Annotated in this window: 16 protein-coding genes; 6 read left to right on the top strand and 10 right to left on the bottom strand. The window is 51.0% G+C overall.

What is annotated here, in order from left to right; translation table 11 throughout:
• The first annotated feature begins 337 nt into the window (after nt 1-337).
• From ldtD to gloC, 3 genes are all read left to right on the top strand, one after another.
• Entirely contained in the window at nt 338-2185 is a 1848-nt protein-coding gene (gene ldtD / locus ACJHWT_RS16725) for a L,D-transpeptidase (protein WP_000926012.1), read from the top strand.
• A 180-nt stretch (nt 2186-2365) separates the two neighbouring features.
• Entirely contained in the window at nt 2366-2914 is a 549-nt protein-coding gene (locus ACJHWT_RS16720; protein WP_001295932.1) for a YcbK family protein, read from the top strand.
• Between the two features lie 26 nt (nt 2915-2940).
• Nucleotides 2941-3588 carry a hydroxyacylglutathione hydrolase GloC gene (gene gloC, locus ACJHWT_RS16715; RefSeq protein ID WP_001109449.1) on the top strand — a complete coding sequence of 216 codons (648 nt, stop codon included), beginning with the start codon at nt 2941-2943 and terminating at the stop codon, nt 3586-3588.
• A gap of 50 nt (nt 3589-3638) precedes the next feature.
• Here gloC and aspC read toward each other — a convergent pair whose 3' ends face one another.
• From aspC to pncB, 4 genes are all read right to left on the bottom strand, one after another.
• Complete coding sequence (gene aspC / locus ACJHWT_RS16710) at nt 3639-4829, bottom strand: aspartate transaminase (RefSeq protein WP_000462684.1); 1191 nt, start codon at nt 4827-4829, stop codon at nt 3639-3641.
• A gap of 184 nt (nt 4830-5013) precedes the next feature.
• Complete coding sequence (gene ompF / locus ACJHWT_RS16705) at nt 5014-6102, bottom strand: porin OmpF (RefSeq protein ID WP_000977917.1); 1089 nt, start codon at nt 6100-6102, stop codon at nt 5014-5016.
• Nucleotides 6103-6703: 601 nt separating this feature from the next.
• Nucleotides 6704-8104 (bottom strand): asparagine--tRNA ligase, encoded by a 1401-nt coding sequence (gene asnS / locus ACJHWT_RS16700; RefSeq protein WP_000117881.1) that lies wholly within the window; start codon nt 8102-8104, stop codon nt 6704-6706.
• A gap of 168 nt (nt 8105-8272) precedes the next feature.
• Complete coding sequence (gene pncB / locus ACJHWT_RS16695) at nt 8273-9475, bottom strand: nicotinate phosphoribosyltransferase (protein WP_001317750.1); 1203 nt, start codon at nt 9473-9475, stop codon at nt 8273-8275.
• Between the two features lie 265 nt (nt 9476-9740).
• On the opposite strand from pncB, the gene pepN reads away from it, so the two are divergent.
• Nucleotides 9741-12353, top strand: coding sequence for an aminopeptidase N (pepN, locus tag ACJHWT_RS16690; protein ID WP_000193870.1), 2613 nt, complete (start codon nt 9741-9743; stop codon nt 12351-12353).
• A gap of 205 nt (nt 12354-12558) precedes the next feature.
• On the opposite strand, the gene ssuB is transcribed toward pepN, so the two are convergent.
• The 5 genes from ssuB to ssuE are packed head-to-tail and all read right to left on the bottom strand — an operon-like array spanning nt 12559 to nt 16795.
• Nucleotides 12559-13326 (bottom strand): aliphatic sulfonates ABC transporter ATP-binding protein, encoded by a 768-nt coding sequence (gene ssuB / locus ACJHWT_RS16685; protein WP_001090524.1) that lies wholly within the window; start codon nt 13324-13326, stop codon nt 12559-12561.
• Nucleotides 13323-14114: an aliphatic sulfonate ABC transporter permease SsuC gene (gene ssuC / locus ACJHWT_RS16680; protein WP_000235189.1), complete on the bottom strand. Its 792-nt coding sequence runs from the start codon at nt 14112-14114 to the stop codon at nt 13323-13325. Before ssuC ends, ssuB begins: the two co-directional genes overlap by 4 nt.
• Nucleotides 14115-14125: 11 nt before the next feature.
• Nucleotides 14126-15271, bottom strand: coding sequence for an FMNH2-dependent alkanesulfonate monooxygenase (gene ssuD / locus ACJHWT_RS16675; protein WP_000055997.1), 1146 nt, complete (start codon nt 15269-15271; stop codon nt 14126-14128).
• Nucleotides 15268-16227, bottom strand: coding sequence for an aliphatic sulfonate ABC transporter substrate-binding protein SsuA (gene ssuA, locus ACJHWT_RS16670; protein ID WP_001226260.1), 960 nt, complete (start codon nt 16225-16227; stop codon nt 15268-15270). The genes ssuD and ssuA overlap by 4 nt, the downstream gene beginning before the upstream one ends.
• A complete protein-coding gene (gene ssuE / locus ACJHWT_RS16665) occupies nt 16220-16795 on the bottom strand; it encodes an NADPH-dependent FMN reductase (RefSeq protein ID WP_001263945.1) in 576 nt (191 codons plus the stop codon). Before ssuE ends, ssuA begins: the two co-directional genes overlap by 8 nt.
• A 236-nt stretch (nt 16796-17031) precedes the next feature.
• On the opposite strand from ssuE, the gene pyrD reads away from it, so the two are divergent.
• Both pyrD and zapC read left to right on the top strand, forming a co-directional pair.
• Nucleotides 17032-18042 carry a quinone-dependent dihydroorotate dehydrogenase gene (gene pyrD / locus ACJHWT_RS16660; RefSeq protein ID WP_065203456.1) on the top strand — a complete coding sequence of 337 codons (1011 nt, stop codon included), beginning with the start codon at nt 17032-17034 and terminating at the stop codon, nt 18040-18042.
• Nucleotides 18043-18215: 173 nt separating this feature from the next.
• On the top strand, nt 18216-18758 hold the full coding sequence (gene zapC, locus ACJHWT_RS16655) for a cell division protein ZapC (protein ID WP_001295353.1): 543 nt from the start codon (nt 18216-18218) through the stop codon (nt 18756-18758).
• Here zapC and ycbX read toward each other — a convergent pair.
• A complete protein-coding gene (gene ycbX / locus ACJHWT_RS16650) occupies nt 18755-19864 on the bottom strand; it encodes a 6-N-hydroxylaminopurine resistance protein YcbX (protein WP_000224263.1) in 1110 nt (369 codons plus the stop codon). The genes zapC and ycbX overlap by 4 nt on opposite strands.
• Nucleotides 19865-20068 lie beyond the last annotated feature (204 nt).

Raw genomic sequence — 20068 nt, 5'->3', positions numbered from 1 at the left:
CGAAGTTGGATGCAAATGTCAGATCGTGTGCGCCTGTTAGGGCGCGGCTGGTAAGAGAGCCTTATAGGCGCATTTGAAAAACCTCCGGCTATGCCGGAGGATATTTATTTTCCGAAAACTCCGTTTCTGCACTAAAAAAGTGGCACATTACGGCGCGCTTTTCTTTAAACTTCTTTACATTAGGTTATGTAAAAACGTATCGGCGTTTATATACTGAAGATAAGCCTGATGAGTAACAGGCTTGCTCGTCATACTTTCGTGAGTATTGGCGTTGTACAGGCAAGTCGTAAAATAACAGCCTGGCTATTCAGAGTATGATAAAAACAGGGGGCAAGGGATGTTGCTTAATATGATGTGTGGTCGTCGGCTGTCGGCAATCAGTTTGTGCCTGGCCGTAACATTCGCTCCACTGTTCAATGCGCAGGCCGATGAGCCTGAAGTAATCCCTGGCGACAGCCCGGTGGCTGTCAGTGAACAGGGCGAGGCACTGCCGCAGGCGCAAGCCACGGCAATAATGGCGGGGATCCAGCCATTGCCTGAAGGTGCGGCTGAAAAAGCCCGCACGCAAATCGAATCTCAATTACCCGCAGGTTATAAGCCGGTTTATCTTAACCAGCTTCAATTGTTGTATGCCGCACGCGATATGCAACCCATGTGGGAAAACCGTGATGCTGTTAAAGCCTTCCAGCAACAGCTGGCAGAGGTGGCGATTGCCGGTTTCCAGCCGCAGTTTAATAAATGGGTAGAGTTACTGACCGATCCTGGTGTTAACGGGATGGCACGCGACGTGGTGCTCTCTGATGCGATGATGGGCTATCTCCATTTCATTGCAAATATTCCGGTCAAAGGCACTCGCTGGCTATATAGCAGTAAACCTTATGCGCTTTCAACGCCGCCGCTTTCGGTGATTAACCAATGGCAGCTGGCGCTGGATAAAGGTCAATTGCCTACGTTTGTTGTAGGATTGGCACCGCAGCATCCGCAATATGCGGCGATGCATGAATCGTTACTGGCCTTACTCAGTGACACCAAACCGTGGCCCCAACTGACCGGCAAAGCAACGTTGCGCCCAGGACAGTGGAGTAACGACGTACCGGCGTTGCGCGAAATATTGCAACGTACAGGCATGTTGGACGGGGGACCGAAAATTACGCTACCTGGCGATGACACGCCAACTGACGCGGTAGTCAGCCCATCCGCTGTTACTATTGAAACAGCAGAAACTAAGCCGATGGACAAGCAAACTACGTCTCGTAGTAAACCTGCGCCTGTCGTTCGTGCCGCCTACGATAATGAACTGGTGGAAGCCGTTAAACGTTTTCAGGCATGGCAAGGATTGGGGGCAGATGGTGCTATTGGCCCGGCAACGCGTGACTGGTTAAACGTAACGCCCGCCCAGCGTGCTGGCGTGTTGGCACTCAACATCCAGCGATTGCGCTTGCTGCCAACAGAGCTTTCTACCGGGATCATGGTTAACATTCCAGCCTATTCGCTGGTCTACTATCAGAACGGCAATCAGGTGCTGGATTCGCGAGTCATTGTCGGTCGCCCCGATCGCAAAACGCCGATGATGAGCAGTGCACTTAACAACGTAGTGGTAAACCCGCCGTGGAACGTACCACCAACTCTGGCACGCAAAGATATTCTGCCGAAAGTGCGCAACGATCCGGGATATCTCGAAAGCCATGGCTATACGGTGATGCGCGGCTGGAACAGCAGAGAAGCGATTGACCCATGGCAGGTTGACTGGTCTACAATCACGGCCTCGAATTTACCGTTCCGCTTCCAGCAGGCTCCAGGCCCACGGAACTCGCTGGGGCGCTATAAATTCAATATGCCGAGTTCAGAGGCCATTTATTTGCATGACACGCCGAACCACAATCTGTTCAAGCGTGATACACGCGCATTGAGCTCAGGCTGTGTACGAGTGAATAAAGCTTCCGATCTGGCGAATATGCTGTTGCAGGATGCAGGCTGGAATGACAAACGTATTTCTGATGCGCTGAAGCAGGGCGATACGCGTTACGTCAATATTCGGCAGTCGATTCCGGTGAATCTCTACTATCTGACGGCCTTTGTTGGTGCAGATGGTCGTACCCAGTATCGTACAGATATTTACAATTATGATCTGCCTGCGCGATCCAGCTCGCAAATTGTATCGAAAGCGGAACAATTAATCAGGTAAATGAAGCAGTTCGGGGAAATCAGTTGTCGTAATAATTAGCATGATTGGGGGCAATTCTCTGCAGCCCCCGTCACTGCTGGGGTTGAGTCATCTTGACGTCTGCTTTACGGGCGGTTAAGGTGCCTCTTGTGCGCCAGAAGTGCATATAAACGATAACATTGACCTGTAGACTTGATTATCATGGACAAATTCGACGCTAATCGCCGCAAATTGCTGGCGCTTGGTGGCGTTGCACTCGGTGCCGCCATCCTGCCGACCCCTGCGTTTGCAACACTCTCTACCCCACGCCCGCGCATTTTGACACTCAATAATCTTCATACCGGAGAGTCAATCAAAGCGGAGTTTTTCGATGGCAGAGGCTATATTCAGGAAGAATTGGCAAAACTTAACCATTTTTTCCGCGATTACCGCGCGAACAAAATAAAGTCCATCGACCCAGGATTATTCGACCAGTTGTATCGCCTGCAAGGGTTGTTAGGTACCCGCAAACCGGTGCAACTCATTTCCGGTTATCGTTCCATTGATACCAACAATGAACTACGCGCCCGCAGCCGTGGAGTAGCGAAGAAAAGCTATCACACGAAAGGGCAGGCGATGGATTTCCATATTGAAGGTATCGCGTTAAGCAATATTCGCAAAGCCGCGTTATCTATGCGCGCAGGTGGTGTAGGATATTACCCACGTAGTAACTTTGTGCATATTGATACCGGGCCAGCACGGCACTGGTAGCAATTGCTTAACGAAACAGGGGCAGTATGAACTATCGTATTATTCCGGTCACCGCATTCTCCCAGAACTGTTCATTGATCTGGTGTGAACAAACCCGCCTGGCCGCACTGGTCGATCCTGGCGGCGATGCGGAAAAAATCAAACAGGAAGTTGACGCCAGCGGCCTGACACTGATGCAGATCCTGCTGACGCATGGTCATCTGGACCACGTTGGTGCAGCGGCGGAACTGGCGCAACATTACGGCGTGCCGGTTTTTGGCCCGGAAAAAGAAGATGAGTTCTGGCTGCAAGGCTTGCCTGCGCAAAGTCGTATGTTTGGTCTGGAAGAGTGCCAGCCGCTGACGCCGGATCGTTGGCTGAACGAAGGCGATACCATCAGCATAGGGAATGTGGCTTTACAGGTGTTACATTGCCCTGGGCATACGCCGGGTCATGTCGTGTTTTTTGATGATCGGGCAAAGCTGCTGATTTCTGGCGACGTTATTTTCAAAGGCGGAGTAGGGCGCAGTGACTTCCCGCGTGGCGATCATAATCAACTGATTTCTTCAATCAAAGATAAGTTGCTGCCACTGGGGGATGACGTGACATTTATTCCGGGTCACGGACCATTATCCACACTTGGTTATGAGCGCCTGCATAATCCCTTCCTGCAAGACGAAATGCCCGTCTGGTAAAGGCGCATAAAAAAGCCCGCTTTTTAAGCGGGCTTCATTGTTTTTAACGCTTACAGCACTGCCACAATCGCTTCGCACAGCGGAGCCATATTATCTGGTGTCATCCCGGCCACGTTTACGCGACCAGAAGCAACAGCATATACGCCAAACTCTTCGCGCAGACGCAGCACTTGTTCTTTTGTCAGGCCACTGAAGGAGAACATGCCGTTCTGTTTGATGATAAAGCTGAAGTCGCGATTTGCGCCTTTTTCCTGCAGCGTATTGACGAACAACTGACGCATACGCTGAATACGCTGGCGCATATCAGTCAGTTCTTGTTCCCAAATCGCACGTAACGCATCGTTGCTCAGGATGGTGGCAACAACAGAAGCGCCGTGTGCTGGTGGGTTAGAGTAGTTAGCGCGAATCGCCGCTTTCATTTGGCTGAATGCGCGATCAATGGTTTCACTGTCAGCAGCAACCAGAGTACAAGCGCCAACACGCTCGTTGTACAGGCCAAAGTTTTTAGAGTAGGAACTGGCAACAATCAGCTCTTTATGCATAGCCGCGAAAGCGCGCAGTCCTTCAGCATCTTCTTCCAGACCACGGGCAAACCCCTGGTAAGCGAAGTCAAACAGCGGTAACCAGCCTTTCTCAACGGAAAGTTGTGCCAGTGTCTGCCATTGTTCCAGCGTAGGGTCGATACCGGTTGGGTTATGGCAGCAGCCATGGAACAGCACCACGTCGCCAGCCTGAGCTTCGTTCAGGCTGTTAATCAGTGCATCGAAGTCAAGGGTGTGATTTTCCGCATCATAATAAGCGTATTCACGAACTTCCAGACCTGCAGAGTTAAAGACGCTCTTATGGTTCGGCCAGCTTGGGTTGCTCACCCACACACGCTTAACGCTGGTATTTTTTGCCAGGAAATCGGCAGCCACGCGTAGTGCGCCAGTGCCACCCGGAGTCTGTGCCGTGCGAGCACGTTTGTCATTGATCAGGGCGCTACCTTTACCAAACAGCAGTTCCTGAGTGCAGCGACCAAATTCAGGGATGCCGTCAATGCCGAGGTAATTTTTGGTGGTTTCATTTTCGAGCAGATACTGTTCAGCCTTTTTCACACTGGTCAGTACCGGGGTTTTGCCCGTCTCATCTTTATAGACACCAATCCCGAGGTTAATTTTGCCGGGACGTTCATCGGCACGAAACAGATCGGCCAGGCCCAGAATCGGGTCGGCAGGAGCGGCGGTAATGTTCTCAAACATGACGAGGTTCCATTATGGTTACAGAAGGGAAGTCCGCTATCAGGGTAACGGGAGATTTACAAAATTCCAACTATTACTGATGAAAACGCAGGCTGTTTTTGCAAGACGTGAGATTGCTCTGGAAGGCATAAAAAAAACAGGACCAAAGTCCTGTTTTTTCGGCATTTAACAAAGAGGTGTGCTATTAGAACTGGTAAACGATACCCACAGCAACGGTGTCGTCAGAACCTACGCCCAGTTTGTTGTCAGAATCGATCTGGTTGATGATGTAGTCAACATAGGTGGACATGTTTTTGTTGAAGTAGTAGGTTGCGCCCACTTCAAAGTAGTTAACCAGATCAACATCACCGATACCTTCTACGTCTTTCGCTTTAGATTTGGTGTAAGCGATGGACGGACGCAGACCGAAATCGAACTGGTATTGCGCAACTAACAGAACGTCTTGCGTTTTGTTGGCGAAGCCGCTGATGTTTGTAAATTTATTAGTGATCGGCGTAGCGTTACGGGTTTCACCGTAGTTCGCTGCCAGGTAGATGTTGTTCGCGTCATACTTCAGACCAGTAGCCCACTGTTCAGCTTTTTTACCGTTGCCAAGAGGTTGAGCTTCTTGCAGGTTGGTACGGTCAGCGGCGCCATAAGCACCAACGATACCAAAGCCTTCGTATTCGTAGCTGATAGAACCGCCAACACCGTCGCCGTTAGAGCGGCGTGCAGTGTCACGCTCGTTTTTACCCAGGTACTGAACAGCGAAGTTCAGGCCATCAACCAGACCAAAGAAGTTGGAGTTACGATAGGTAGCAACGCCGCCAACACGACCAACGAAGAAGTCATCGCTGTATGCCGTGTCACCGCCAAACTCAGGCAGCATATCGGTGTAACCCAGTGCATCATAAACCACACCGTAGTTACGGCCGTAATCGAAAGAACCAACGTCAGCGTATTTAAGACCCGCGAATGCCAGACGCGTTTTGTTACCAGTTTGAGCGTCAGCGCCTTCAGAGTTGTTACCCTGGAAGTTATATTCCCACTGACCATAACCGGTCAGATCGGAATTGATTTGAGTTTCCCCTTTAAAACCAAGACGGGCATAGGTCATGTCACCATTGCCACCGTAACTGTTTTCACCGTTACCCTTGGAGAAATAATGCAGACCGACAGCTTTACCGTACAGATCTACTTTGTTGCCATCTTTGTTATAGATTTCTGCAGCGTTTGCAGTACCTGCTACTAACAGAGCAGGGACGATCACTGCCAGAATATTGCGCTTCATCATTATTTATTACCCTCATGGTTTTTTTATGACACCTGCCACTGCCGTCAATAAGTTCTGTCAATAAAAATTTACGGAACTATTGATGAGAGTTTGGTGTCTTTATGTGTCTGCAGGCATCTTTCCATTCAAACTAACGTTTCGCTACCGTGAAAGTGCTACAAAGATAAAGATTTGGTTTCAAAAAGAAAAAATATGTAACCAAAAGTAAAATTTAAGGAACTTTGTGAACATCGTCATATTTCCATATAGGCGTGATGATATTTACAGCAATTTTTATCTATTTATATGATTTCCTTATATTTAAATTAACTAAACGGAAATTTTGTTTCTGATGGAAACTTTATCGACCTGGCACAAAATCCTCTTTCAGACATCCAGAATGCCAAAAAATAGTATGAAAATTGTGCTATCAGCTAAGAAAAAACTAATCCGCAATAAGAATGCGGGTTATTTTTTGTGCGTAAATGTTGCAATGTAATATTCCGTAACAGGATGATCGTTATGGCGGGGTTGCAAATAGATTGCTTGACTTAACAAACAGATAACTTGACAGAAAGGATAAAAAAAGAGCCAGCGGGTGCTGGCTCTTGAAGACGCTAAATTAGAAGCTGGCGTTACGCGGAGTACGTGGGAACGGAATCACATCACGCACGTTTTGCACACCAGTTACGTAAGCAATCAGGCGTTCAAAACCAAGACCGAAACCTGAATGCGGAACAGTACCGTAGCGACGCAGATCGCGATACCACCAGTAATCTTCTTTATTCAGGCCCATTTCCAGCATACGCTCGTCCAGCACGTCCAGACGTTCTTCACGCTGGGAGCCACCAATGATCTCACCGATGCCCGGAGCCAGAACGTCCATAGCCGCAACGGTTTTACCGTCTTCGTTAAGGCGCATATAGAACGCTTTAATATCTTTCGGATAGTTTTTAACCACTACCGGTGCTTTAAAGTGTTCTTCCGCCAGATAACGCTCATGCTCAGAAGAGAGATCGACGCCCCAGTAAACCGGGTTTTCAAACTTCCTGCCGCAGTTTTCGAGAATGGTCACTGCGTCGGTGTAATCCACCTGCGCGAAATCGGCCTCAATGAAGCGTTCCAGACGTGAAACGGCATCTTTATCTACGCGTTCAGCGAAGAATTTCATGTCGTCAGCGCGTTCTTCGAGAACCGCTTTGAAGACATATTTCAGCATGGCTTCAGCCAGACCCGCGATATCGTTCAGGTTAGCAAACGCCACTTCCGGCTCCAGCATCCAGAATTCCGCCAGGTGACGGCTGGTGTTGGAGTTTTCAGCACGGAAAGTCGGGCCGAAGGTATAAATTTTGGACAATGCGCAAGCGTAGGTTTCGCCGTTCAACTGGCCAGATACGGTCAGGAAAGACTCTTTACCAAAGAAGTCTTTGTCGAAATCCACTTTGCCCTGATCGTTACGCGGCAGGTTTTCCAGATCCAGCGTAGAAACACGGAACATTTCGCCTGCACCTTCGGTATCAGATGCGGTAATCAGTGGCGTTGAAACCCAGAAAAATCCCTGCTCGTTAAAGAAGCGATGCAGCGCCTGCGCCAGCGTATGGCGAACGCGCGCGACGGCACCAATCAGGTTTGTGCGCGGACGCAGGTGAGCGACTTCACGCAGATACTCAATGCTGTGGCGTTTTGCCGCCATCGGGTAAGTGTCTGGATCTTCAACCCAACCAGCAACTTCAACCTTGCTGGCCTGAATTTCAAATTGTTGCCCCTGGCCCGGCGACGCCACGACTTTACCCGTCACAATGACCGAGCAGCCGGTGGTCAGACGCAAGACGTCTTCATTGTAATTGGGCAGAGAATTATTGATGACAGCCTGTACAGGATCAAAGCAGGAACCGTCATAAACGGCGAGGAAGGAGATGCCAGCTTTTGAATCTCGGCGGGTACGTACCCATCCGCGCACGGTGACTTCGCTGTCAACGGCTACGCGGCCCTGGAGTACGTCGGCTACAGGCACAACGCTCATAATATTCTCTCTGTTAATAGTCGGAAAAAATAAACACTTGTCCACCCGTAAATGGGGGGATACCTATGTTACCTGGCATCTGCAATCAGACAAGCAGAATTCGCAAATGCAGCGAAAGATTTCGGAATTAAAGGTAAAAAAAGGGAGCCGATTAGCTCCCTGATGATATTAACTGGCTTTTTTAATATGCGGAAGGTCGAACGCTTTGCGTAGCGCCCGAACAAACGCTTTATCGTGGCAGATAGTTTTGCCTGGGCTGTCAGAAAGTTTCGCCACTGGTTTACCGTTACACTCTACCAACTTAATGACAATATTCAGGGGTTTTACCTGGGGGATATCGCAGGTCAGGCGAGTCCCAATACCAAAACTTAATTGCACGCGGGAAGAGAAGTGGCGGTATAGCTCAACCGCTTTGCGTAAATCCAGATTGTCAGAGAAAACCAGCGTTTTACTCTGTGGATCAATTCCCAGCTTTTCATAATGTGCAATGGCTTTTTCACCCCATTCAACCGGGTCACCAGAGTCATGGCGCAGGCCCTGATAGCGACTGGCGAACTCGACACCGAAATCTCGCAGGAAAGCATCCATAGTGATGCAGTCGGTTAACGCAATGCCAAGTTGGTCGGGATACTCTTCCAGCCAGGCAGCAAGTGCAGCTCGCTGGCTGTTGGCTAGATCCGGGCTGATTTGCTGATGCGCCTGGAACCATTCGTGTGCCTGTGTTCCCATCGGCGTGAGGGAAAGCCGACGCGCCAGATCGTAGTTGCTGGTGCCCACGAACCAGGATTCCTGTTGCAGACGTTTCACGATGGTTTCTTGTACTTCACGAGAAAAACGTCGGCGGGTGCCAAAATCCATCAGATGGAAGCGCGACATATCAAGACCGGCGGTTAATGCCGAGAAGTCGGCTAATTTGCTTTCCAGCGTGTCGAGGGCTTGCGCAACGTCGGCCTGCGGTGAGCGATAGCGATGTACCATTTCACTGATAACCGCCAGCAAAGGAACTTCCCAGAGGATGACTTCACGCCACGGGCCGCTTAAACGAATATCCAGCTTGCCATTATCGTTGGACACGGTGACTTGTTCCGGGTTAAAGCGGAACTCGCGTAGCCAGTTAAGATAGTCGGCCTTAAAGAAAGGCAGGGCAGAGAGCCACTGATATTCATCATCCTGCAGGCGCAGGTACTGCATCGCCTGAACCTGTTCACGAATAGCATCGGCATAAATACCCAGCAGATCGTCACCTCGGCAACGAAACTCCGCCGCGACATGCACATCGTAATAGTGATGAAACACGGCTTGCTGCATATGCAACTTATAAGCATCTGTATCCAGCAACGAGTGCAGAACAGGAGAAGCGAATTGTGTCATAGGTGCGCAGTAGCGTCCTCGTACAGGAGCGTTTAGTACAATAAACATCTTCAGGAACTGCTGGAGTATACCTTGTTTCGCAATTTATTGAACCCCGATCACACCATATGCCACCTTTCTGGTCGATGGCATTACGCGGTGTATGTTATAAAAATGTAGCAATAAAGGCGTTTGTACCTGAAAAGATGAAGATTCTGCATAGCGCGATTTACGCAACAGGAATAGACTGAACACCAGACTCTATAAAAGATGCTAAAGGTTATTTATGACTCAACAGCCACAAGCCAAATACCGTCACGATTATCGTGCGCCGGATTACCAGATTACTGATATTGACTTGACCTTTGACCTGGACGCGCAAAAGACGGTCGTTACCGCGGTCAGCCAGGCTGTCCGTCATGGTGCATCAGATGTTCCGCTTCGTCTCAACGGCGAAGACCTCAAACTGGTTTCTGTTTATATTAATGATGAGCCGTGGACCGCCTGGAAAGAAGAAGAGGGCGCACTGGTCATCAGTAATTTGCCGGAGCGTTTTACGCTTAAGATCGTTAATGAAATTAGCCCGGCGGCGAATACTGCGCTGGAAGGGCTTTATCAGTCAGGCGATGCGCTTTGCACCCAGTGTGAAGCCGAAGGTTTCCGCCATATTACGTATTATCTCGACCGCCCGGATGTGCTGGCGCGTTTTACCACCAAAATTATTGCCGATAAAACCAAATATCCCTTCCTGCTTTCCAACGGTAACCGCGTTGCGCAAGGCGAACTGGAAAACGGACGTCACTGGGTACAGTGGCAGGACCCGTTCCCGAAACCGTGCTACCTGTTTGCGCTGGTGGCAGGCGACTTCGACGTGCTGCGCGACACCTTCACCACGCGTTCTGGTCGCGAAGTGGCGCTGGAGCTGTACGTCGATCGCGGCAACCTCGACCGCGCGCCGTGGGCGATGACCTCGCTGAAAAACTCCATGAAATGGGATGAAGAACGCTTCGGCCTGGAGTATGACCTCGACATCTATATGATCGTCGCGGTGGACTTCTTCAATATGGGCGCAATGGAGAATAAAGGTCTGAATATCTTTAACTCCAAATATGTGCTGGCCCGTACCGACACCGCCACCGATAAAGATTACCTCGATATTGAGCGTGTTATTGGTCACGAATATTTCCACAACTGGACCGGTAACCGTGTGACCTGCCGCGACTGGTTCCAGCTCAGCCTGAAAGAAGGTTTAACCGTCTTCCGCGATCAGGAATTCAGCTCTGACCTTGGTTCTCGCGCGGTAAACCGTATCAACAACGTGCGCACCATGCGCGGATTGCAGTTTGCAGAAGACGCCAGCCCGATGGCGCACCCAATTCGCCCGGATATGGTCATTGAAATGAACAACTTCTACACCCTGACCGTTTACGAGAAGGGCGCGGAAGTGATTCGTATGATCCACACTCTGCTTGGCGAAGAAAACTTCCAGAAAGGGATGCAGCTCTATTTCGAGCGTCATGATGGTAGCGCAGCGACCTGTGACGACTTTGTGCAGGCGATGGAAGATGCGTCGAATGTCGATCTTTCCCATTTCCGCCGTTGGTACAGCCAATCCGGCACGCCGGTTGTGACTGTCAAAGACGACTACAATCCGGAAACTGAGCAGTACACCCTGACCATCAGCCAGCGCACGCCAGCTACGCCGGATCAGGCAGAAAAACAGCCGCTGCATATTCCGTTTGCCATCGAACTGTATGATAACGAAGGCAAAGTGATCCCGTTGCAGAAAGGCGGTCATCCGGTGAATTCGGTGCTGAACGTCACCCAGGCTGAACAGACCTTTGTTTTTGATAATGTCTACTTCCAGCCGGTGCCTGCGCTGCTGTGCGAATTCTCTGCGCCAGTGAAACTGGAATATAAGTGGAGCGATCAGCAACTGACCTTCCTGATGCGTCATGCGCGTAATGATTTCTCCCGTTGGGATGCGGCGCAAAGCCTGCTGGCAACCTACATCAAGCTAAACGTCGCCCGTCATCAGCAAGGGCAGCTGCTGTCTCTGCCGGTGCATGTGGCTGACGCTTTCCGCGCGGTGCTGCTCGATGAGAAGATTGATCCAGCGCTGGCGGCAGAAATCCTGACGCTGCCTTCTGTCAATGAAATGGCTGAACTGTTCGATATCATCGACCCGATTGCTATTGCCGAAGTACGCGAAGCACTCACTCGTACTCTGGCGACTGAACTGGCGGATGAGCTACTGGCTATTTACAACGCGAATTACCAGAGCGAGTACCGTGTTGAGCATGAAGATATTGCAAAACGCACTCTGCGTAATGCCTGCCTGCGCTTCCTTGCTTTTGGTGAAACGCATCTGGCTGACGTGCTGGTGAGCAAGCAATACCATGAAGCAAACAATATGACCGATGCGCTGGCAGCGCTTTCTGCGGCGGTTGCTGCACAGCTGCCTTGCCGTGACGCGCTGATGCAGGAGTACGACGACAAGTGGCATCAGGATGGTCTGGTGATGGATAAATGGTTTATCCTGCAAGCCACCAGCCCGGCGGCGAATGTGCTGGAGACGGTGCGTGGCCTGTTGCAGCATCGCTCATTTACCATGAGCAACCCGAACCGTATTCGTTCGTTGATTGGTGCGTTTGCGGGCAGCAACCCGGCAGCGTTCCATGCCGAAGATGGCAGCGGTTACCAGTTCCTGGTGGAAATGCTTACCGACCTCAACAGCCGTAACCCGCAGGTGGCTTCACGCCTGATTGAGCCGCTGATTCGCCTGAAACGTTACGATGCCAAACGTCAGGAGAAAATGCGCGCGGCGCTGGAGCAGTTGAAAGGGCTGGAAAATCTCTCTGGCGATCTGTACGAGAAGATAACTAAAGCACTGGCTTGATACTTTTGAGCCAAAATGCCGGATGCGACGCTTGACGCGTCTTATCAGGCCTACAAGTCCGTTGAAAATGCTGGTTTTGTAGGCTGGATAAGGCGTTCACGCCGCATCCGGCAGCCGTGCCCAAATGCCTGATGCGACGCTTGACGCGTCTTATCAGGCCTACAATCCGTTGAAACTGCTGGTTTTGTGTGCCACATCCGGCATATTAACCATGACGCCGAATCGGTTGTTCAGAGTGCCCACGCTGCATCACCCGTTGCAAAACTTCCGCTTCCAGCTCCGCTAATCGCACCGACCCTAACCGGCGCGGACGGGGGATATCCACCGTCAAATCCAGACCAATTTTTCCCTCTTCAATTAACAATACCCGGTCAGCCATTGCTACCGCTTCGCTCACATCATGCGTCACCAACAGTACGGTAAAGCCGTGCTCCTGCCAAAGTGACACAATCAAATCCTGCATCTCGAGCCGAGTCAGGGCGTCCAGCGCCCCGAGCGGTTCATCAAGCAATAATAAACCCGGTCGATGAATTAACGCTCTTGCCAGCGCCACACGCTGTTTCTGCCCGCCAGAAAGTGCGGCAGGCCATTCCCCTGCGCGGTTCTCCAGTCCTACTGCAGCCAACGCCCGACGCGCGGCATCGCGCCACTGGCCTTTAAGGCCTAACCCAACGTTATCAATCACCGATTTCCACGGTAGCAGACGCGCATCCTGAAACATCATTCGCGTGTCTTCCTGAATCTCAGCCAGCGGTGTGGTGCCCGCTAACACGTCGCCTGCGGTTGGCGTTTCCAGACCTGCCAGCAGGCGCAGCAGGGTACTTTTGCCACCACCGCTGCGGCCCACCACCGCCACAAACTGACCTGCCGGAATATGTAAATCCAGTTGGTTCAGGACGATATTTTCCGCGTATTGTTTGCTTACTGCATTGAGCAACAATGGTGTGCCCTGGTTCAGACGAGCAGTATTCATACCGTGGCCTCCTTCAAATGATAAGCCGGGTTCCAGCGCAACCAGAGACGCTCTAACAGCTGCGCGCTGACGTCAGCAAGTTTGCCGAGCAGGGCGTAAAGAATAATAGCGACTACCACCACGTCCGTTTGCAGAAACTCCCGCGCATTCATCGCCAGATAACCAATGCCGGAATTGGCAGAAATAGTTTCGGCAACGATCAGCGTCAGCCACATCAGGCCCAAAGCAAAACGCACGCCGACCATAATTGAGGGCAGGGCGCCAGGCAGGATCACATGGATAAACAGCGGTATGCCGGATAATCCATAGCTACGCGCCATTTCCACCAGACCGCGATCGATATTACGGATGCCGTGCCAGGTGTTGATATAAATGGGGAATAGCGTGCCGAGCGCCACCAGAAAGATTTTTGCGGATTCATCAATGCCAAACCACAAAATCACCAGCGGGATCAGCGCCAGATGCGGCACGTTACGCAACATCTGAATGGAGGTATCCAGCAGTCGTTCTCCCCAGCGAGATAGCCCGCTAATCAGTCCCAAAATCAACCCCAGCGATCCGCCAATTGAAAAGCCAATGAGCGCCCGCCAGGAGCTGATCGCCAGATGCTGCCACAATTCGCCGCTGGCGGAGAGCGTCCAGAACGCCATCACCACTCCTTCCGGTGAGGGCAAAATACGCGTTGACAGCCAGCCAACTGAGGAGGCCAGTTGCCACACCGCCACGATGCCCACCGGTAAAAACCAGGGGGCAACGCGCAATAACCACTTTTTCACTGGCGTTGCCATTATCGTATTCCTTAGCTTTGCGCGACGTTACGGGGGATAAAATCATTTGCCACCGCTTCGCCTTGCGGATTCAGCGGCTGCGGCTGGGGAATTTCCGGGATGGCGACATCCAGATGCGGGAACAGCAACTCGCCAACCCGATACGCTTCTTCCAGATGCGGGTAGCCCGAAAGCACAAAGCTGTCGATGCCAAGCGCGGCGTATTCGTTGATTCGCGCAGCGACCGTCGGACCATCGCCCACCAGTGCCGTCCCGGCACCGCCGCGCACTAAGCCAACGCCCGCCCATAAATTGGGGCTGATCTCCAGATTGTCGCGCTTGCCGTTATGTAGCGCCGCCATTCGCTGTTGTCCTACGGAATCCGTCCGGGCGAATGCGGCTTGTGCTTTGGCGATAGTCTCATCATCAAGATGCGAGATTAACCGCTCGGCGGCCTGCCACGCTTCGTCGTTGGTTTCACGAACAATCACATGCAGACGAATACCGAAACGAATTTTGCGTCCATGCGCGGCAGCTTTCGCCCGCACTTGTTCGATTTTCTCTTTAACCAGTTCCGGCGGTTCGCCCCAGGTGAGGTAGAGATCAACTTGTTCTGCCGCCAGCTCCTGGGCGACATCTGACGATCCGCCAAAGTAAAGCGGAGGATACGGCTGTTGAATCGGCGGGAAGAGCAGTTTGGCTCCGCGCACATGAATATGTTTACCGTTGAAATTGACGGTTTCCCCCAGCAATAAGCGCCGCCAGACCTGGGTAAATTCCGCCGAGGCTTCGTAGCGCTCGCTATGATCAAGGAACACGCCGTCGCCTGCCAGCTCTTGTGGATCGCTGCCTGTGACCAGATTAAACAACGCACGACCATTCGAGAGACGGTCAAGCGTGGCGGCCTGGCGGGCGGCAACGGTAGGTGAGGTTACGCTGGGACGCAGGGCGACAAGAAACTTCAGCCGTTGCGTCACCGGGATCATCGACGCGGCAACCAGCCACGCATCTTCACACGATCGTCCTGTTGGGATCAGCACACCGGTATAACCCAGACGATCCGCCGCTTGCGCAATTTGTTGCAGATAACCGTGATCAACCGGACGTGAACCTTCTTCCGTTCCCAGATAGTGCCCGTCACCATGGGTCGGTAAAAACCAGAACATATTCAGACTCATAATTGTTTTCCTTCCAGTTGAGTGGGCTGCCAGATGCGCTGGCGAATATCGACTTTTTTCGGCACCAGACGGTTTTCATAAAACAGATCTGCCGTTTGCTGCTGTAAGGCGGCAACTTCAGCGCTCAACGGTTTGATGGTGGTGGGAGGACGATGATCCAGATATGAGGCAATAACCGGTGCCGGTAAGCCCATCGTTTTTGCCAGTAAAGCGATGCTTTGTTCGCGCTGGCTGCGGGTTAACGCATCGGCCTCACTAAAGGTTGTCAGCACACCCTGAATAAAAGCGCCGTTTTTTTCTGCATACGGACGAGCTGCCAGATAAAACGATCCAGTTTGATTGAGATCGGTGCCGTCTTTCAGCACCCGCACGCCGCCCTGTAATAATGCAGCGGAGTAGTAGGGATCCCAGATAGCCCAGGCGTCAACGTTACCTTGCTGGAACGCGGCGCGGGCATCGGCAGGCGTCAGGTAAGTGGGCTGAATATCCGTGAATTTAAGCCCGGCCTGGCGAAGGGCTCGCAGTAAAAGATTGTGCGAACTGGAACCTTTCTGAAAGGCAACTTTGTGACCTTTAAGATCGGCTACGGTTTTGATCGGGCTGTTTTCTGCCACCAGAATCACTTCGGCTTTGGGTTTCGGTGGCTCGACGCCCACGTATACCAAATCAGCCCCGGCAGCCTGGGCAAAGATTGGCGGAATATCCCCGGTACTGCCGAGATCGATACTGCCAACGTTTAACGCCTCCAGCATCTGTGGGCCAGCGGGGAACTCCACCCAGGAGATTTTTGTTTGCGGATAGCGTTTTTCCAGTAACTGGTGGCTTTTTGCCAGCACCATACCAATACTGCCTTTTTGATAGCCTATACGTAACGCCTCTGGCGAAGACTCCGCGGCAACAGCAAGTGTAGAGACGCTAAGTAAACCCGCCAGCGCCAGTTTAATGATCTTACGCATGGGCATTACCTCGCAGAGACAGAAGGTCAGGAACCTGAACATCGCGGCGGTGCAACGCCTGCCAGAAAGTTTCTAGCGCGGTATCAAGACGAGTTTGCAGATTTGGCGTGAACTGGGGTTTGTGTTGGTAATCAATTACTTGCGAGTCATCGGCAAACACGCCGTGCAGGATCTCCTGGGCTTTCAGCGTACTTAAAACTGGCTTAAGGGCATAATCGACCGCCAGCAGATGGGCCACGGTGCCGCCTGTCGCCAGCGGCAGCACCACTTTGCCTTGCAACGCACGTTCTGGCAGCAGGTCGAGCAGGGTTTTCAGCGCGCCGGAATAGGCGGCTTTATACACAGGCGTGGCGACAATCAGCCCATCGGCCTGTTGCAGCTGTTCGGTGAAGGTCTTGAGTGCCGGACTATCGAAACGAGCATAAAGCAGATCTTCCGGGACGAAGTTTTGCAAATTCCAGTGATAAACCTCTACATCCAGGCCATTTAGTTTTTCCCGCGCATATTCCAGCAAGGAGCTGGAGCGAGAAGGAAAGCGAGGACTACCCGCCAGGGTGATGACACGCATACTCTCTCCTTATAACCAATTGTTCTTGTTTTGTTAACATTGATAACAATTCGGTCAGTCTGACAGAGGGCGTCCGCGAGTCGAAATGATTTATCTGAGGAAGAAAAGCCAAAAAAAGCATAAAAAAAGCGCAATAAGAAAACGTTTGCTATTTATTGCCGCAGGTCAATTCCCTTTTGGTCCGAACTCGCACATAATACGCCCCCGGTTTGCACACCGGGAATCCAGGAGAGTTCATGTACTACCCCTTCGTTCGTAAAGCCCTTTTCCAGCTCGATCCAGAGCGCGCTCATGAGTTTACTTTTCAGCAATTACGCCGTATTACAGGAACGCCGTTTGAAGCACTGGTGCGGCAGAAAGTGCCTGCGAAACCTGTTAACTGCATGGGCCTGACGTTTAAAAATCCGCTTGGTCTGGCAGCCGGTCTTGATAAAGACGGGGAGTGCATTGACGCGTTAGGCGCGATGGGATTTGGATCGATCGAGATCGGTACCGTCACGCCACGTCCACAGCCAGGTAATGACAAGCCGCGTCTCTTTCGTCTGGTAGATGCCGAAGGTTTGATCAACCGTATGGGCTTTAATAATCTTGGCGTTGATAACCTCGTAGAGAACGTAAAAAAAGCCCATTATGATGGCGTCCTGGGTATTAACATCGGCAAAAATAAAGATACGCCGGTGGAGCAGGGTAAAGATGACTATCTGATTTGTATGGAAAAAATCTATGCTTATGCGGGATATATCGCCATCAATATTTCATCGCCGAATACCCCAGGACTACGCACACTGCAATATGGCGAAGCGCTGGATGATCTCTTAACCGCGATTAAAAATAAGCAAAATGATTTGCAAGCGATGCACCATAAATATGTGCCGATCGCAGTGAAGATCGCGCCGGATCTTTCTGAAGAAGAATTGATCCAGGTTGCCGATAGTTTAGTTCGCCATAATATTGATGGCGTTATTGCAACCAATACCACTCTCGATCGTTCTCTGGTTCAGGGAATGAAAAATTGCGATCAAACCGGTGGCTTAAGTGGTCGTCCGCTTCGGTTAAAAAGCACAGAAATTATTCGCCGCTTGTCACAGGAATTAAACGGTCGCTTACCGATCATCGGTGTTGGCGGCATTGACTCGGTTATCGCTGCGCGTGAAAAGATTGCTGCGGGGGCCTCACTGGTGCAAATTTATTCTGGTTTTATTTTTAAAGGTCCGCCGCTGATTAAAGAAATCGTTACCCATATCTAATTATTTCTTCGAATTCCTCTTTATAAGATAATCAGGGCTTTATTTTAAGCCCTGGTTGTTTTATATTCATCGCTGTTGCTTATTTAGACATTTTGTACTTTTATTGTTGAGGTTATTAAGCGAAGCGACAATGGATTGTGTTGCTGCGGTTTTATAGGGTAGGGGAGAGGCAAATGCGAATTAAACCAGACGATAACTGGCGTTGGTATTACGATGAAGAGCACGATCGAATGATGCTCGATTTAGCCAATGGTATGCTATTTCGCTCACGTTTTGCGCGCAAAATGTTGACTCCAGATGCCTTTTCTCCCGCAGGCTTTTGCGTTGACGACGCCGCGCTCTATTTCTCATTTGAAGAAAAATGCCGCGATTTTAATTTATCTAAAGAACAAAAAGCCGAACTGGTGCTTAATGCACTGGTAGCAATTCGTTATCTCAAACCGCAAATGCCGAAAAGCTGGCATTTTGTTTCCCATGGTGAAATGTGGGTGCCCATGCCGGGCGATGCGGCCTGCGTTTGGTTGAGCGACACTCACGAGCAAGTCAATTTGCTGGTCGTTGAATCTGGCGAAAATGCCGCGCTATGTCTGCTAGCCCAACCCTGCGTTGTTATTGCGGGTCGCGCGATGCAGCTGGGCGACGCCATTAAAATCATGAACGACAGGCTGAAACCGCAGGTGAATGTTGACAGCTTCAGCCTCGAACAGGCAGTCTAACGCGCCAACTTAAGTGCAGTCTTCGGTACACAGCTACAGCAAAGAATGGTGCCATCATCGCCCATTGCTGATTTTTTCAGCGGCGTGACTTCGCCTTCTAAAAGCTGAACACGGCAACTTCCACAAATGCCCGCGCGGCAAGAATAAGGGATACGAATTCCCTGATTTTCTAATTGCTCCAGCAACACCTGTTGGTTATTTCCACGAAATGCCTGTCCCTGCCAGTCAATATCTACGTTTGCGTCCGGTTGTTGCGTGATGTTGGCAGTATCATCAGCGGCAGCTGCGCCGTAAATTTTAGCCGGAGCCGTTGCCAGTATTTCTACCTCATCGCCAACGCGAATCACGCCGCTATTACGGGCAATTAAATTCTGACCAAAATCGACATCGCCGTTATCCTGGGCAGTGCGGAAAGATTGCAATGTTTTTAATGGTTCGCCTGCCGGATGTTTTTGCCCTTTTTCTGGGCTGACGGTGGTGAAAATACAGCGGCTACAAGGTTTAACCACATCAAATACCACATCACCAATGCGAATCACTTTCCAGCTATCTTCTTCCCAGGCGGACGCGCCGGAAACCACCAGATTAGGGCGGAATTGCTCCATTTTTACACTGGCCGGACAACGTTGTTGGAGGTCACGTAAGGAAGCTTCGTTAGCAAGAAGGTAAGGATAGCCATCAGCAAATGACAGGGGTACAGTGTTGTGGCGTTTCACGCGCCGCGTCATTTGTGGCCCCACCCAGCGCAACTGCACTTCGCGGGAGAAAAATCCACTTAGCCATTTGTTGATCGCGTCTGGCGCAATTCGCGCGGTAAAATGTGTGCCCCAAACTTCGGTTGGTGCGTCTTGTATGGCGAAATCAGCAAAACGAACATATGCGCTACTGCCATCTGGTGCGGTGAGATGCAAGCCATCATGCACAGGTGAAGGAGTAAACCGTACCATCTGGGGAAACTGGCGAGCGGTAATAAACGTACCGTCAGGTTCCGTGATCATAAAGATGCGATCGAAGGCCAGACCACTGACATCAGCCAGAGCATGTGTAAGACCAATGCCGCGCATCGATTTAACAGGATGAATAAAAAGCCGGGTTAATGTCGCCACGGTGCGGTCCTCAAATGAAAATAAGCCCTCAACTTTATGACATGACGCGCTTATTAGCTATAATGCGCAACAATTTTCTTAGCGCCTGTCCCATTAGGCTATTTTATTTGTCAGTTTGGCCCTGGGTTGTGCTCGAAATCCTCACGTACTTGTGTACGCTCCGGTTTCTCCGCGCTGTCCATGTCCAGACTGACTGCAACAATT

Source organism: Escherichia sp. WS338 (assembly GCF_046486405.1).
Classification (GTDB): Bacteria; Pseudomonadota; Gammaproteobacteria; order Enterobacterales; family Enterobacteriaceae; genus Escherichia; species Escherichia coli.
The sequence above is the reverse complement of the archived record's forward strand: the minus strand, read 5'-3'. Positions and strand labels throughout refer to the sequence as shown.